11 protein-coding genes are annotated in these 17,465 nt (G+C 42.5%); 1 reads left to right on the forward strand and 10 read right to left on the reverse strand.

What is annotated here, in order from left to right; all coding sequences use genetic code 11:
• Positions 1–23: 23 nt before the first annotated feature.
• Genes GPUN_RS09155 through GPUN_RS09170 form a run of 4 tightly spaced genes read right to left on the reverse strand, consistent with a single transcriptional unit; the run spans position 24 to position 5,072 of the window.
• Entirely contained in the window at positions 24–1,190 is a 1,167-nt protein-coding gene (locus GPUN_RS09155; RefSeq protein ID WP_006005929.1) for a lipocalin-like domain-containing protein, read from the reverse strand.
• The gene (locus GPUN_RS09160) at positions 1,178–3,766 is read right to left on the reverse strand and encodes an FtsX-like permease family protein (protein WP_006005931.1); all 2,589 of its coding nucleotides are present in this window, start codon (positions 3,764–3,766) and stop codon (positions 1,178–1,180) included. The genes GPUN_RS09155 and GPUN_RS09160 overlap by 13 nt, the downstream gene beginning before the upstream one ends.
• 7 nt (positions 3,767–3,773) lie before the next feature.
• Positions 3,774–4,472 carry an ABC transporter ATP-binding protein gene (locus GPUN_RS09165; protein ID WP_006005933.1) on the reverse strand — a complete coding sequence of 233 codons (699 nt, stop codon included), beginning with the start codon at positions 4,470–4,472 and terminating at the stop codon, positions 3,774–3,776.
• A gap of 3 nt (positions 4,473–4,475) precedes the next feature.
• Positions 4,476–5,072, reverse strand: a complete 597-nt coding sequence (locus tag GPUN_RS09170; protein WP_006005935.1) for a rhomboid family intramembrane serine protease — start codon at positions 5,070–5,072, stop codon at positions 4,476–4,478.
• 275 nt (positions 5,073–5,347) lie between these two features.
• On the opposite strand from GPUN_RS09170, the gene GPUN_RS09175 reads away from it, so the two are divergent.
• Positions 5,348–7,606 carry a winged helix-turn-helix domain-containing protein gene (locus GPUN_RS09175; RefSeq protein WP_006005937.1) on the forward strand — a complete coding sequence of 753 codons (2,259 nt, stop codon included), beginning with the start codon at positions 5,348–5,350 and terminating at the stop codon, positions 7,604–7,606.
• Positions 7,607–7,614: 8 nt separating this feature from the next.
• Here the strand turns inward: GPUN_RS09175 and GPUN_RS09180 are convergent, their stop codons facing one another.
• From GPUN_RS09180 to GPUN_RS09205, 6 genes are all read right to left on the reverse strand, one after another.
• Positions 7,615–10,851, reverse strand: coding sequence for an error-prone DNA polymerase (locus tag GPUN_RS09180; protein WP_006005938.1), 3,237 nt, complete (start codon positions 10,849–10,851; stop codon positions 7,615–7,617).
• A complete protein-coding gene (locus tag GPUN_RS09185) occupies positions 10,835–12,385 on the reverse strand; it encodes a Y-family DNA polymerase (RefSeq protein WP_006005940.1) in 1,551 nt (516 codons plus the stop codon). Before GPUN_RS09185 ends, GPUN_RS09180 begins: the two co-directional genes overlap by 17 nt.
• Before the next feature lie 3 nt (positions 12,386–12,388).
• On the reverse strand, positions 12,389–13,141 hold the full coding sequence (locus GPUN_RS09190) for a hypothetical protein (protein WP_006005941.1): 753 nt from the start codon (positions 13,139–13,141) through the stop codon (positions 12,389–12,391).
• 443 nt (positions 13,142–13,584) lie between these two features.
• Entirely contained in the window at positions 13,585–14,997 is a 1,413-nt protein-coding gene (locus GPUN_RS09195; protein ID WP_006005945.1) for a DUF945 family protein, read from the reverse strand.
• Positions 14,998–15,163: 166 nt separating this feature from the next.
• Complete coding sequence (locus GPUN_RS09200; protein WP_006005949.1) at positions 15,164–17,008, reverse strand: DUF885 domain-containing protein; 1,845 nt, start codon at positions 17,006–17,008, stop codon at positions 15,164–15,166.
• A gap of 76 nt (positions 17,009–17,084) precedes the next feature.
• The gene (locus GPUN_RS09205) at positions 17,085–17,417 is read right to left on the reverse strand and encodes a DUF1820 family protein (protein WP_006005951.1); all 333 of its coding nucleotides are present in this window, start codon (positions 17,415–17,417) and stop codon (positions 17,085–17,087) included.
• Positions 17,418–17,465: the final 48 nt, after the last annotated feature.

Here is a 17,465-nt window from a genome sequence, read left to right on the forward strand (position 1 = left end):
GGGCGGACACTAAAAATCTGCACTTAATATCCCGTCAACTCAATAAATCCCTCACCTCTATGACTACCCTCAATCCTAACCATTCCCTCATAATAGGGAATAGAAGCATCATTGTATTGATCATCTTTAATAGAAGTAATGGTAATGTCAATACTTTTACTAGGGATCGATAGGCGCCATTTCAACGGAAACTCTTTCTCACGAACAATAGTAGTATTAACAGGCCTCAAATCCAAATCGCTAGGTAATAAGGTGGTCTGCTTACCAGCAGCATCCATATACGAGCCTGTAATATAATCTTTTTGATCATTTAAACGCATTCTAAAAGCCATAACCTTCTCACCGCTATCTAGATGTAAAGAAACCCAGTCCCAACCTAAGGTATTGTCATCTAAGAGTTGCGACGTCCATTCTTGATCAAACCAAGCCTGTCCACTGACCTCCACCTCTTTTTGAGGCGCTCCTTGAGTACTTATTACAAGCTTTCCGGCTATATCTATAAATGGCGCACTATAATAATGAGATGCATGGCCAGCGTTGGATTTAATGCTATAGCCATTATCTCCGTGCAGAACAAATGGCCCTGTCTGCTGCAGATTTAACGATGCGGTAATTGTCGAATTTTGCTTTGATTTACCCACTGCAGAAAAATTGAGTGCAGCAGGCAATAAACCACTAGTGTTAATAGTATTAACCCAAGACCAATCATCAATAGCTAAGGTAAAAGGGAACGAAGATACCTCAGCATTGCCTACTCCACCACGGGCAAATTTTTCGGAAAACCAATGATCTTGCAAAGAATGAACAGACGCATGCGCCATAAACATTTGATCGTTATGCCAAGTAGAAATCTCACTTGCCTCATTATTTACCGGCGCACTTGGATTACGAAACCTAAACAAAGTCCACTGCAGGCCATAGGGATTGCCTTCAATATCCCTCAAGTTAGCAGTTAAATACCACCATTCAATATCAAATAGTGCATGTGAACCATGATCTTGCGGCAAATTAATAACATAATCTGGATCAGCAACTTGTCCTATTTGACCATCAGCGCTATAAACGTTACGCCCAAAAATCGAAGAAGTGGCCTCATCAACTAAGGGCTTATAAGTGAAAAGCGCGATTAATATTAATATTATTAGCGCACAGGCAAATAACAGCCATGTTGTTCGTGTTAATTTAACCATCGAATATCCTCAATAAGCGGCCGTTTGCCTGCACGTATAATAGGAATACAAATAACTACTATCACCACTGCTAAACTCAAGGCATAAATGAACGCAATTTTGAAAAAGTTAATTTGCAGTGGGTAAGTCCACTGAAAAGCGGTGAGGTTGATGTCATAAATTAACACCCAGCTAAGCAGTATCCCAAAGGGTGTGGCAAAAATAAGGGCTATTAAACAAAGTAGCAAATATTGAAACAAGGCGAGGACCTGTGTCTTAAAAGCGGACACGCCTAAGCTTCTAATTAACATATTTTGTGGTCTTACATCATTCATTAATACAACAATAGCGCATGCCAATGACAATGCAGCCACTAGCAAAGTAACGATATTTAGGCCATCGGTTATCACAAAAGTACGGTCGAAGGTCTCTTTGGATATTGCTAATAATTCTGCACTGTTTAATAAAGAACGCTCATAGTCAATATTCGCCCCAGCCAAGACAATTTTAAAACGCTCTAGACCGAGTTCATCTGTGTTAATAGAGTAAATTGAGCTTTTAGCTATAGCACTATCAAACGAGGACAGTGGAAATAAAACCTGCTTGCTAGGATTTCCAAAGTCATAAAAAATCCCCCGTATAGAATACGATTGCATAAGTCCCGTTGCGGGATTAGCCATACTAACGGCATCACCAAGACTATAATCAAATGCGAAAGCGAACTGCTGATTAACCAATATCGCCTCTTGTGCTTCAAACTGTTGCCATAAAGCATCTTCATTTCCTAACTGATAAAAAACCATCGCCTGCTTAAATTGCTGAGTCGTTGGGTAACTATACTGCTGTAGTTTTTGCCCCCTAAAGCTAATTGTATTTTCAAAGCGTTGATAAATTTCTACATCAGCAGTATTAGCCAGCGCTACGATGTTCTCTTTGCCCTCGTAATACAAATAATAATCGGTAGTCAGGCGCGATTCTAGCCAGTTTACTGTTGCCCCTCTAAAACTGTCGACCATTAAATTCATACCAATATTACTAGTGGCGGCAATAAAGAATGCGCAGCAAGCTACTTTCGTTTTTCCTGACAAGGCAATGCTTTGTTTTGTGCTTAATCTTAATAAAACAAAACGCGTGGGAATTAGCCGGTATAGGCCATTTATCACCTGCGGATAGTTGGCCAGCAATAAGCTACATCCTGAAAGTATCAATACCGCCGTGGCGACTAGTAGTAACCATAAGGTGGACGAGAAATGCAAGATTGAAAAGGCTAATAATGCAAAACCTACGCTCAAAAGCCAAAAGGTGCGATACCACATTCTTTCATTTTGTTTGAAATTATCACTGCTTTTTGTGGTGCTAAGTGACTTGTTGCTGATACTAAAAGGAGCAAGCGTTGCCAATAAACTTCCGCATAGGCTAATGCCAAATACTTTTACAAAGAGAACCACTAAAGCGCTGCTTCCATAACCCACTTGTACACCATAAAGACCTTCAAGAGTCGCTTGAATTGATGGAGCAACTAGGTTAGATAAATGAATGCTAGCATAAATGCCTAGGCAACAAGCGATAAATGTAATGAGCGAAATTTCTACTATTTGGCTTATGAATATTTTATATCGCGATATGCCCAATTGACGACAAATTTTAAACCATGGCATGCGCGCATTTATCACTAAATTAACTGCATTAATGACGATAAATAGGCACACAACAAACATCAACAGCGCCATAGCAAGTAAGTTCATATGGAAACTATCGGTTAACTCTCCTTGTTCATTATTGTTGCTTAACGGCATCAGCGTTAAATGAGCAGGCAAATAGCCTTTAATCATATTAACTAATTGTTCAAGCGACTCGCCTGATGCATCACTTACCAGCAGTAAACTGCTTAGTTTACTAGCTGGGAACAGTCTGAAGTATTCACCAATATCGGTAATTACATCATTGCCTAAGCTTGGATCTTCAAAGGATACCAAGTCAGGCAAGAATGTAGTAGCTGCACCTTGCTGACTATTATCGCTACTTTGTCTATCTATATAAATAGACAGCTTGTTTGTGCCGCCAACCTGCCTACTGCTTCTTGCATCATCATTTAGCTGCTTTAGTAAACTAGGATGAACAATACCCACAGGTGCAGAGAAAGGCATTGCACCAAGAAATGGGGTTGATTGATTTACTGTAGAGTTCGCGTTATTTGAATTTTGCGCAGAATTATCATTTAACGCCCCCAATAAAGACACGGTATCTATACCTGTAATCATCACGCGCCTTGAGCTCAGCCTAATATCGTCTTGATAAATATGCGCAGAAGACTGTGCAATGGCAATCAGTTGACTAAAACCTTGCCGGCGAAGTGTCACATAATCTTGCTTGGTCAGCGGTGTTTTAGGGTTTTCTGCCAGTACCTGATACTGCACGTTATCAATTAATAAGGTGTTGGTATTGGAATAACTTTGCTTAGCGCTGGCATTAATAATAAGCACGGTTGACAAACCACAGCTTGCAATGATCAACGATGCTATCAGCATAAGCACACTAAACTTTGTGGCTTTGTAGCTTTGCATGAGTAAAGTAAAAAATAAGAAGTGCGTTTTCACAGTATCGTTAACCACTTGTTGAGACCAAACGGCCTTGTTCTAAAAAGACCTGCTGGGAAGTCAGCGCTGCTACTTTTTCACTGTGAGTGACTAAGATTAAGGTGGTGTTGTGCTTGCTGCAGGTATCTATCAATAAGCTGCTGACTAATTCAGAATTGACGCTGTCAAGATTGCCCGTAGGCTCGTCAGCGAGCAGTAACCTTGGCTTGTGCGCGAGTGCTCTAGCAATTGCAACGCGCTGCTGCTCACCTCCTGAAAGCTGATGCGGCAGTTTGTCGGCGTGTTTTAATACACCCAAGTCGGCCATTAATTTTGTAATGTAGTCTGTATCTAAAGGTACGCCTTTTTGGGCATTGAGTTTTGCTGGCAAAAAAATGTTTTCTTTGACTGAAATTACATCAATTAAATTATATTTTTGAAAGACAATGCCTATAGTAGACATTCGATAAGCGTTGGCTTGGGCTTCTGAAAATGACGCGATGTCTAGCTTGCTGGCTTGTATGGTGCTATCGCTAAACCAAATACGCCCTTCGTCGGGTGTATCAAGCGCCGCGAGTAAATGCAATAAGGTTGATTTTCCAGAGCCTGATGCGCCTCTTATACTCACGCTTACACCACTTTCAATTGAAAAGGAAAGTTGGCTCAGGATATGCTGCTGTACTGTTCCATCTAGGTAAGATTTTGAGATAGCGTCTATTGTTAACATGACTCATTGCCGCCTTTTAGTTAAAAGCCATGCTAAATATAAGCCGCTTACAAATCCGAACAAATGCGACTCCCACGATATGTAAGGCTGGTTTGGCAACACTCCCCACACCATTGTGCCGTAAAAAATGGCAACCAACACTGAAATAAGGATTAGCACGAGTTTCTTACTCAAAAACCCCGCCAGTAATAGAAATCCAAAGTATCCGTAAATTACGCCGCTTGCACCAAGATGAAAGGCATTCCTGCCGAATAGCCATACCAATAGTCCAGTGCCAATAACGAGACCAAGCGATAGCGTGACAAATTTGCGTTCGCCAAACTGCAGTACTAAAAAGACAAATACACACAAGGTCGCTATGTTTGATAAGAAATGTTGTAGGGTTGCGTGTAGAAGGGGCGCCGTAAATATAAAAGGCAGTGAATAAAGCGCGCGCGGTACTATGCTAAATTGATTTAGCAGTCGGCCTGTGAAAATGTTGATTACTTCTATTATCAGCAGCGCTACAAAAATGTAGCCCACAATAAGAAGGCGTTTTTTTAATAAGGACTTTGACTGTGGCATTGAGTAAAAAGGCATGCGGTGAGTGAGCGTAGACACACTTTACCTCATTGGGCATAGCATCGTCATCTCATTTGCCTAACCAAGCACGATAAGCCATTAATAAACGTGCGTCTGTGTAAACCTAGTGATAAGTTAATCAAATAAATTCTGTTGGATAGAAAATAAACCTTGTAGATGATTAACTACATGGCTTATAAGTAGTATCTGCTTAGCTGAGGTATTTAGAGGCTTGTGTGGTATTTCACATAAAATCACAAGAGATTATCTTGATTCTAGCGTGATGGAAGTGAAAATAATGAGGCGGGTGTTCAATGTCTATTCTTAGCCTACAAAACAAAATCGCGGGCTTTTTAAACTGTAAGCTTGATTGCAATTCGGGCCACTTGAGTGTGGATGGCGATGCGCAAAAATTAGAGCCTATGGTGCATCAATTTTTGTCATTGCTGATTCAGCATCAGGGCGAGTTAGTCAGCAAAAAAATAGTAATAAAAACACTCTGGCCGGACAAAGAACCTAGTGATGACACTTTACGTGCAATGGTCAAAAAAGCGCGCAAAGCACTTAAAGATAATGCACGTAAACCTCGCTATATTAAGACTGTGCCTACCAAAGGATATTTGTTCATTCCACCTGTTAACTTGGTTTCTCCAGGACCTAAGTTCTGGTGGCAACTACACGCTAAACTGGTCGGTTCAATAGTGGTACTGGTAACTTCAATGTTATTGCTACTGCTTTGGTATACCTTAATTTATTCAGGTGCTAGTGACATAGGTAAAGCACCCATTATAAAAAAGACTGAATTAAGCGTGCTGAAAAACAATGACGTGAGCACTCACTATATTAATAAGGTTGTAAATAACGTTTGGGTTGAAAGCGCCGATACTCATGATGCAAGCCAGATTATAATTGAAAATATTGAGCAAAAATCTCAGCAGAAAATAGTTTTCCCTGCGCCACTGCAGCGTAAGTTTTGGTATTCACAGGGTAGCCAGCGACTGTTAGTGCAGCGCATAGACAAGCAAAGTTTCTATGCCATTACGTTTATGGCGCAAGACAATGAACCCGTTATTAATGAATACAAAACAAGCTTGCCAAGCGATAGTGAAATACTGGCACTGGATTTTACAGGCAATATGCTATTTGTTGCGCTTAATGCATTAAATCAAATCGGTATGTTTGATTTAGAGAATAGCGTATTAATTGCGCCCGCTTTGCTGCCACCCGCGCTGTTAAATATTTCTCAGCAAATGGAACAATTGTTAGAGCAAGATGAAAACGCCATACCAGACTTGTCGGTGCAAATTTGGCCGTCGCCTGTGTCTAGTGCTTTTATAGTAAATTTAAGCAGTGAAGCTCATAGCTCTCTTATTTATTATAAATCATCCCTTGATGAAGTAGCGTCAAGCGAGCTTACTCTTCCTAATGGCCTGAAAAGCGGGGTGTGGAATACCCGAGGCGATCGCTTTAGTTTTACCGACAATAACGCTGGGCTTATTGCTTTTCAGGCAGAGGAGGGACGACTTACAACCTTTAATACCAACGGTGAGCTAATTAATCAAGTCGTGGCTGACTGCGGTCCTAATTGCTTTGTGATTTCAAACACCCAAGGTATGCCTAAACTTAATGAGATTACCTTTACTTTTGATGCACTGCACAATGAGACAGGCTTTAATCTAAATGTTTTTGCTAGTGAGCAGAATGCGCAAGTAATAAGGACTAACTTAATGGTAAGAAACGAATCATTACCGCAGTATACGCAGCGCGGATTATATTTTGTGAGTCAGCATAACGACAGCGCCAGTATTTTATTTAGAGACAACAAAAACATTGAAAGTACACTTTATACATTCGCTGAACAGGCAAGTGTAGAGGAACTAACAATTGATGCTGATGACAGTCTAATTGCTGGCATTGTAAACGAGCGTCTTTTTGTACTGGACTTGAACACCCTGAAAATGCAGTATATTTTGCTTAAGTTTCCAAAGCTTAGCCACATAGCCTTTAGCCAAGCACTAAGCAGTGATGCCAATAATGCTAATAATGAGTCAAATAGCACGAATATTGTTTTTTATGCGCAAAGTAATGTGTTTGGGGAAGCCACTAATGCACGCCAGCCAAACGGACTTTATCAGTATAATATCAACACGCAGCAAATTAGCCTGCTAAAAGAAAACGTTAAGGCGCAAGTATTGTTGGCCTTAGTGGATGAGACTAGTCAGGGTGCAACTCGCAACCAAGGACTGTTCACCTTGTATGATAACGATGTTGCAAGCGTCAATTTTCAAAGCAATAAGCCTGCGATTAAGGTGAATATGCTTGATTGCATTAGCTGTTGGCGGATCAAAGGCAATTATTTATATCAGTTACAGCCAAATAAAAACACGAAAGCATCGGCACAAATAGTGCAGACCAGTTTGCTAACAGGCCAGCAGCGAAAGCAATCACTGTTGTTTAATGACGTGGAGAACCACTTCAGCCTGCATCCTTCATCCAATCAAATGGTGCTGACGTCACGCCAACAGCTGCAAACGCAATTGACTAAAATTGAGGGCTTATCACAAATATATTAATCTAAGCGCTATCTGAATTCACGGGCGCTCACATCGAGCTTTTGTAAAAGGGGCGTTAAATCGACCAGTTTACCGGCAATAATATGTTCAACACCGCCGTTGCCGCGTTCTAAAATACCTTTCACTTGGAGTATTTTGGCGTTTAAGTAAGCTTTCTTTTGCGCGCGTGCGCTGCGCTGCCAAATGACTACATTGGTATTGCCAGTATGGTCTTCTAAAGTAATAAAGGTAACGCCTGCTGCAGTGCCAGGACTTTGCCTGCAGGCTACCACGCCAATCACGCAAATATATGACTGATGGGCTACAAGTGCGATTTCTTTAGCATGCGTAAATTTAGGTAATAAACCCGCATTGCTTAGCATTTCAACGGGATGGTGCTTAACCGATAAGCCTGTACTTGCATAATCTTCTACTAGGTCATCGAAAAGAGTAGGCTGACGTATAGCAACAGGCCTATTAGGTGTTTGAACTGTGCTTGAACCTTTATGTATTGCCTGATTAAACAAAGGCAGATCGGGAATATCATTCATAAGCTCCCATCGGCTGTTAAACCTGTCTTGCCCAAAGCAAGCAAATGCGTTGGCACTGGCTAGCGCCTGTAAACACGGCTTTGGTATTTTTAAACAGCGAATATCTTGAATACTGGTAAATAGTTTCGCTTGTCGAGCGCGCTGTAGTGTGTCAATTGAAGATGATTTAAGTCCTTTAACTAGCCTTAGTCCCAAACGGATGCCGTAAGTACTACTAGCAGCTTGTTTTTTAGTCGCAGACGCGCGCGATGTAATTGTGTTATGAATACTGATGAGCGTGTGATCGTAGTTAGATTGATTAACACACACCGGCAGTATTGCAATGTGGTGGCGTTTCGCATCTTGAATAAGCTGGGAAGCAGTATAAAAACCCATAGGCAAACTGTTTAATAAGCCTACATAAAACACTGCGGGATAATAATGTTTAAGCCAAGCAGACACATATGCAAGTACCGCAAAAGACGCCGAATGAGATTCTGGAAAACCGTACTCGCCAAAGCCACATATTTGCTCAAATAAGCGCTCGGCGTAGGCTTGACAATAATGCCGTTTAGTCATACCGCTGATGAGTGTTTGCCTGAATTTGTTTAACTCGCCGTTTTTTTTCCAACTTGTTATTGCACGACGTAGTTGATCGGCTTCGCCACCGCTAAAGCCCGCGGCAACCATGGCAAGCTGAATCACTTGTTCTTGAAAAATAGGCACACCCATGGTGCGCTCTAATACGTTTTTTACTTCTTGAGAGGGATAGTCTATTGCCTCTAATCCGTCGCGGCGCTTTAAATACGGATGCACCATGTCACCCTGAATGGGCCCAGGCCGAACTATCGCAATTTGCACCACTAAGTCATAGTAACATTTTGGTTTCAAGCGCGGCAGCATAGACATTTGTGCGCGTGACTCTATCTGGAAAAGCCCCACGGTATCGGCGCTTCTTATTTGTTTATACACCTGTGGATCGTCGCCTAATGCGGTAATAAAAGCGATACTACAGTCTTGCTTATATTCGTCTTTAAGCATGTCGAAACATTTTCGAATGGCGCTTAACATCCCTAAGGCAAGCACGTCGACCTTGAGTAATTTAAGGGTTTCAAGATCGTCTTTATCCCATTGAATCACTGTTCGCTGCGCCATGGCGGCATTTTCAACGGGCACTAATTCGTATAAAGGCCCCTGTGAAATAACAAAGCCGCCGACATGCTGTGATAAATGCCGGGGAAACCCAATGAGTTGTTCCACCAGGTGCACAAATTTATTGCCCAATGACGAGTCGGGATCTATGCCTAACTCTCCAAGCTGTGACTGCCAGCTAATTGCTTTGTCGCGCCGGTTTACATTTTTGATGAAAAAATCTAGATCGGTCGTGTTTACGCCCAACACTTTGCCTACTTCACGAAGCGCACTTTTAAAGCGATAACATACCACGGTAGCGGCAATTGCGGTGCGTTCACGGCCATACTTGTTATAAATATACTGGATGATTTCTTCGCGACGTTCATGTTCAAAGTCAACGTCTATATCGGGCGGTTCGTTGCGTTCCTTTGAAATAAACCGCTCAAACAAAACGTTTATTTGACGGGGATCTACCGCTGTTATTTCTAAGCAGTAGCACACCACAGAATTTGCTGCTGATCCGCGTCCTTGGTATAGAATATTTTGGCTTTTGGCAAACATAACAATGTCATGAATGGTTAAAAAGAAATGCTCATAGCGCTGTGATTTTATAAGCAGTAGCTCTTTTTCTATAATGTCTCGAATATTGTGAGAAACGCCATGAGCAAACCTGTTTTTGATACCTTGTTCAACCAGCAAGCGTAAATATTGGGTAGGAGTCATGCCTTTTGCGACCACTTCACTTGGATATTTATAAGACAGGTCGCTCATATCAAAAGTGCAGGCACTCGCTAATAAACAGGCATTGTTTAACCACTGCACAGGATACAAAGATTTAAGTTTATTGATAGAGCGCAGGCTTGCCTCGCCGTTAGCTTGGGCGTGCCTGCCAAGCTCGTTAATACAACAGCCCATACTAATGGCTTGTAAACAATGCTGTATTTCAAGGCGAGAAGCGTCGTGCATAAGTGCATTTGAGCTTGCAATAATGTCTAATTCAAAGGTCTCGCTAAGATCTTGGCAGTGAGCAAGGTAGTCAAGCTCGTTTGCGCCTAACCAACGCTTTACCACTAAGAAAAGTCGTTCTTGAAAATGCTTGCATAGCCAGCTTGCAAAACCGTGGTTTGGCTTGGATAAAGCGCCATCACTGCTAGGCTTTGCGCTTTTCGTATGAGCAGGCAGCGCAGGTATCCATAAACAAAAGCAGTGCTTTATAGACGTTAAGTCCCATCTAGATAGCGCATATTGGCCTTTTTCAGCACGCCTGCGGGCATTGGTAATGACACGGCAGCATTCTTTATAAGCGTCATGGGTAGGGCAAATGAGCACAAGCTCTTGCTCCTCAAACACAAATTTACTGCCGACTATTAGCTTAATCGGCAGGTGGTTGTTTTTGATTTCAGCATATGCACGCACCACGCCAGCCATGGAGCATTCATCGGTAATTGCAATAGCTTGATAACCTAAGAAGTAAGCTTGACGCACTAGCTCTTCAGGATGCGAGGCACCTTTTAAAAAAGAAAAATTAGATTGGCAAACCAATTCTGCAAAGCCCAATAAGGACGCATTATCGGTAGGCGAGCCGTTAAATGAAATAGCCATGTAAAAACCATTCCTGCGTAGGTGTCTTGAATATCCATACCTGTTGACCGTCTTCGCTTTGGCCTATGTAATAATCCCTATTGATAGGGCGGTCGTCCCACCAGCCCGTTTGTATCCGCTCAGGCCCTTTTATAACCTGCACTTTTAAGCGTAAAGGCTCAGGCGTAGGCAACAGCAGGCCTGGCCTATCAGCAAATATGCTTGTAGAAGAATAATCGTTCTTATATTTTTGTGCGCTGTTTTGTGCGTTTTTGTGACGATTTCCAGAATCAATCGCGCAGGTCTCGGTGTTATGCTCTGGCCTAAAGTCGCCCACAAAATGAAGGTGATTAACGCCCTTACTGCCTAATTTACTTTGCAGGCGCGAGAGTAAAGTAAGCGACGCCAAATGTGTCGATTTTTGCGCAAACATGTCGTCGTTTGCCACTTCCGCTATTTCATACTGCTTGCAGCTCAACGATAGCGCGTACACCGGTGACTCAAATTTGACCGACTCAAGCCCCAGGCCAATTATATCGAGCCAGTCTTGGCTTTTGTATATGGGCCTAATACTGGCAAAAGTATGCGTTTGTGGCGCGTGATCGCGCTGGAAAAACTGCATGTCGATAGATAAACAATGCGCGTTTCGTAAGCGTAAAAACTCGCTTAGCTTGTCAATGCATAAACCTATTACGGGCAGTAATTTTGCCGTAAGACTTATTTCGTAAAGCAGCTCCATATAGTCATAGTAGCGTGTTTTAGGCTGGTAGAAGCTAACGCGCGCGGCTTGTTTCCCCTGCAGCTCATTTATAATACTCATGCTAAAACGTGATACGCGGTTGGCTAATTCAGCTACCGCAAGGGCGCGCATATCGGCGTATGTTTTTACCCCAATACGCGCGAGTTTTGTAAGATCTTTGGGGTCAATATCGCTGTGGCTTAACGCGCACACATCAAGCTGGGTGGCAATACATTTACGATCATCGCTTATTATCGCCCTATTATTTAGCGCAAGTACCTTTGCGCCTTGCACTGAGTAACTTGCTGCCGCAGTAAATTGCACTTGCTGAGCAATAAGCACTTGTTTAATAATTTGCCAATATTGGCCTAAGCCCCCATATAAGCTCAGCATGTTTTGCACTCTTAAAATAATCGCTTTAGGCGGCGCTAACACAATGTCAGACGTGACTAAGTACAAATTATCGGCAATATTGACAATATGCTTACTTTCTATGTTTTCACTGTATTCATGCAGTTGAAGACTGCTGCAGCTTAAACTGGCACTTGCTAAGCCCATATTCACATTTAAACCTTGTTCAAGCGCTTTTTTATTGAGTTGACATAGAGTATTTGTGCGCGCATCTACTATGGCTCTTGGGGCATCATTCGCTTTATTTGAGGTGTCCATTTGGGAATTTCGCTTGCTCTGCGGTAAAGCCTGGGCATGCGAAGATTTAGCCACATTGAAAGACTTAAGCTGCGCAGCCTCAATTAAATCGAGCTGTAGCCTAGGAAAATGCAGGTAAATCCATAGTGAGCGAGTGTCAAACTGCATACTTTAGCTACTGGCTTGAATAGGCACAACTTTATCGCTGCCGTGCACATCATATTTACGCTGCTTAATCGAATTATGTGTGCGACAAGCAAAAGGTAAGGCTATATTAACGGCCTTTTGCGCCCAGCCTATTTTTTGTTTATTAACGGTAATACTTAAATTGTCGGCCCGCCTAGTAATACTTAAGGATAGACTGAGCGGTAAATTGCTCAAATGAGCGCTGTTATTTCCCTCGTTTTGGGCTTTTGAGCTTGCCGCTTGTGAAGCATTGTGCAGCCAAACACAGTAAGCGCCTCCTTTTTGCGCGGCATGTTCAAGCTTACGCACTTGAATGTGGCTAAGTTTTTGCTGCCATATAAACACAGCGCAGCAAGCACCGCTTTTAGCAGACTGTTCAGCGCTCCATAGCGCGTCATCTATCCTATTCGTTCTTACAACCACCAGTTGCGCCAGTGAAATGTTTTGCGCCAGCAAAAACTCGGCGTTCAGGCTAAATGGCGGATCAATAAACATATATATTTTATGCGGGCCATTTTCGCTGTGCTGGCGCTGTAAAATAGACAGCATGAAGCGTATTTCACCGCAGCCTAGTGCACTTTGTAGGTGGATCATACCTGCAGGGGGAAACCCACTTGATAGCACATTATCAAGGCTTTCATAGCCTGTGCCTAGCCTGTTAGGGCTAGCTTGATGCTTAGCATTTGCGGCTGTCCATATCCATTGCTTATTTTGTAAGTCATGCAAAATAGGATTCATAATTAGCTTAATTTATACTGTATGGATATACAGTATAAATACAATTAAAATAGACGCAAGCGCGAAATGTACCCCTTGCTGATGTGGCTGTTTAATTGTTTGTTTTGGAATGGGTTTTTGTGGAAGCCTGAGCGTAATGAGACATAATGGTGGCCGTCGTTCACGGCTGAAGGTGACATGTGTTTAGTAGAGTCATTAATAAGCTACTAAGAACAGGCAGAATAATAAGTCATTGCCAAGGTGGTCACTAAGCTTGAGCAATGCGTGTATTTTCTGTGATAAAGAGAACAGTCAAGCGGCTGCATAAAATGACCCAAGTACAAGCTAAAAAAGAAATGAGCCCTGTCGGCTTAACGTGGGTACGTACCCACGACTATTTACCGCAGCAGCACGTCATGGCGTTCACCAAAGAGTAAGAAAAACTGTTACCTTATTCGATAGTATTAGCCCAAAGGAATTTGATTATCATTTAACATTGCCACGCCTTCCTGCAGGCTAAATGCTATACGATAGTTTTCGCCCTCACGTGTCACCATACCTTGCTGCACCAGTCCTTCTAATGTGCCTTGTACCTGCTGGCTTATTATAGCGGCTTGTTCCTGTTCACTTAAGGCGGCAAAGTTGGGATTCATCGATAACTGCCTAGCCATCATGGTGGCCGCAATAAATTCAGCCGCGTTTTTTTCTATTAGCATGGCGCTAGTGACGACGGCATTTTGCATCCAAAAGGCAGTGTCTTCTAATGATCTAGGCAGTTGGGTAAGCTCAGCTATGGAGACTAGAATGTTACCGCTAAATTCACTGTCGTTTATCTTACCGCTAATGTTACTGAAATTATATTCCGGTTTTGCTGTGAGTTGGTCTAGTAAATAAGTGCTGATAAACGTGTCCAAATCAATTTGTACCTGCTCTGGGTTTGAAATATTTTCTATCATTTTGTTTGAGAAATCTTGGTAGGCGAGCAAAAATTTAGCTTGGATATTATTAATTTCAATCACGCTTAACAAATCGCTAAGCTGTATTTTCGTCGCATCAATTTGTGCCACTTTGCTGGTGATTGTTATGCCGCCTAAGTCACTGCTTTTGTCGTAGCGGGTAAGACCTTCTAATTCAGTATCAGTAACGCGCACCTGTGTGCCTTTACTTAAATCGTCAAAGATCATGGCACTGGCTGATATACGCGAATTTGAATCGTATAAGCCTTGAGACATCATAGTGGCAATAGATTCACCCGACTCAATGCTCAGCGCTAGGCCTTGAATGTCAAAATTTAAGATGTTTTCTACATTCATACTTAAGCCTCGCGATACGGCGTTGTACATTACTTTGCTATTTGACAGTTCGCCCTTACCTTGCAAACCGGTAAAGTTGACCTTGCCTTGGGTCTCAGGATCGATGTAGGTCAGCGCCGCTATCGCGTCTTGATAGGTGGTGGTGCCAAATATGCCGGTTAAACCCTCAAACTTATACAGATTCTCAGCATTTGATAATACTAAGCCTGCTGGCAGCTCGCTTGATTGTGTTTGCACAACACTGCGCAGCCAGCCAATCGCAAATCCGTCGTTTATAATGAAAGGACCGTGACTGCCTGTTACTTCTATATTGACTGAAAAAACGGGTGGTGATTGGCCAGTCATACCAGACATATCAGGTATATCCATACCCACGGTGACTAGTGCTTGCGTGTTAAACCAGCCGCTTTGAATACTGATCACCGAGGCTGTATAAGCCGGGTTTTTATTCACCGCGTTCACCGCGTTTTGAATACCATTTGCAAGCTGTACGCTCACAATTTTAGGTCCAATAAGTACTGTGGCAAGCACAAGTACTACTACGAATATAAGGACTTTTTTCATGAGTATTCCTTGTTTAACTTAAATGATATAGGTGTCGCAATACAGCTTTGGCCTGCATCACGCAGCGCGTATAGTACCCAAGTCGATACACAAACAAAAGCGCTGCTTATATCTCACTATAACGCAGCGCCTTAAGCGCAAGTTTTTGCGTCTTCTCTTGCGCCCTTTATTGCGATATTTCTTGCGACACTATAAAGGCCTCAATTTTTTCTTCGAGTATAAAAAGAGGGATAGAACCGTTCGCTAACACAGCGTCGTGAAAAGCGCGCAGGTCAAAAGCATCACCTAGTCTAGACTCTGCTTTTGCGCGTAGCTCTTTAATTTTAATTTCACCAATTTTGTATGAAAGGGCTTGCCCAGGCCAAGAAATATAGCGGTCAATTTCGGTGCGTACATTATGTTCAGATAAGGCGGTATTTTCAAACATATAGTCTAATGCGCGCTCCCGGCTCCAGCCAAATACATGCATACCGGTGTCGACCACAAGGCGAGCTGCACGCCACATTTCGTAGCTTAGGCGGCCAAAGTCATCGTATGGGTCTTCATACATACCAACTTCTAAGCCTAAAAACTCTGCATATAAGCCCCAGCCTTCTCCGAACGCTGAAATATAGGTTGAGCGGCGGACTTCTGGTAGTTCAATCATTTCTGCTGCTAGTGAGATTTGCAAATGATGGCCCGGCACCGCTTCGTGTAAAGTAAGCGCGGGAATGGCGTAAAGTGGGCGTTTGTTAAGCGCATAAGTATTCACCCAATAATAACCAGGCTGGTCGTCGCGTCTTGGTGAAATATAACGGCCGGTGGTGTATTTAGGCGCAATTTCGTCAGGAACAGGGGCAACCCCATAGGGTGTACGAGGCAGTTTATAAAATAATTTCGGTAGCTTTGCATCCATCTTTTTTGCCACATAAGACGCATATATAATAAGGTCTTTGGGTGTTTTTGCATAAAACTGCTCATCAGTCCGTAAAAACGCAATAAACTCGTTTATATCACCCGAGAATTCGCCTTTTGCAATTAAGCTATCGACTATGCTTTGCATGTCGGCGCGAATACGTGCCACTTCTGCAAGACCAATGTCGTGAATTTCTTGCGCGTTTAACGAGGTGGTTGTGTAGTGCAGTATGCGATTGTTATAAAACTCCATGCCCATGGGCCACGTATTAACCGCTATGTCGGTTTTGGCATTAGGTACATATTCTTGTGTAAAAAAGGTGTAGAAATCTTTATATACATCATTTGCTTGCATAACTAAGCTCGCAAGTGTGGCTTTATCCGTGGCTGACATCACACCTTCTTTAGCGTTAGCAATTGGCTTATAAAACGGATGCTGTTCGATGTTAGCAGCACTAAGGCCCTCAATAATATAGGCGCTAATAGTGTCTTCGTAGCCTTTAAGCACTACTTGGGGCTGAGTGTGGCCTAGGCTAATGCCTTCTTTCATATACATAATATTATGCGCAAATTGCTCGGGCAGCTCTTGCAGCATTCGTTTATAAACGAGTACATCGCTTGCGTTATTAATACGCGTACCGCCCACTGATGAGCCTAAGCTACTATGAAAACCAAATTCTGACGTGATAGGCACTCTGTATTCTTTAAATTCAAACTGAGCAATGGTGTTGTCAAGTCGATACATTTGCATTAACAGCGTAATACGCTCGCTTTTATTTAATGTATTTTCATCTATTTTTGCAAGTGCTTCACGAAAACTCACAAAGCGAAGGTGTCTGGCCTGTAGGGCAGGTAGGCTAATATCGGTAAATTGTCTGGTTAACTCAAGGGCCTTTTTTCCCTTCGACTTTGCTAGGCTTGGGTATTGGCTAAGCTCATATTGCCAGATTTCGTCAATCAGCTTGGTAAATGCTGCTGACTGAGGCGCTATTTGGTTTGAAGAAAGGCTAAGCGCTGGACTTGTCGAGGCAGTAGATGACACATTTTGCTGTGCACATCCCATCAGCGCTAAGGTAAAGGCGGTAAAGGTGAGTGTTAAAGGAAAGGTTTTGAACATGCTTTTCTCCATGGTAATTAACTGACGCTAGGCTGAGCGGCTGCTTCTTTGTTACATCAATCGCGATTTCGTAGCATTATTTTCTGGGGGTGTAAATCGGACTGTGAATAGATATGACTTTGCCTGTCTTATCTGTAAAAGGTCGAATTTTGGCGCTGCCTTTTTCTTTTACTTGATCTATTCTAAGCACATTATGCATCGGAATAAAGGTTCGGTCTACGCCGAGAAACTCATCTTTTAGCCTCTCGTGGCTTGGATCTACTACTAATCCGGTGCGGGTGTCCCACACAAAATCGGCTATTTCGATGAAGCCAAAAATAGAGCTGCTCATTAACTCCTTTACATATAGCTCGTAGCGTTCGCCGCCACTGATAAACTCTACTCTATAGAGCGTGCTTTGCTTATTCATGATAGGTTTGTACTTCTGGGTAAAAGAAAGTATTAATAGCATTAATTA

It is taken from the genome of Glaciecola punicea ACAM 611, from assembly GCF_000252165.1.
GTDB lineage: Bacteria > Pseudomonadota > Gammaproteobacteria > Enterobacterales > Alteromonadaceae > Glaciecola > Glaciecola punicea.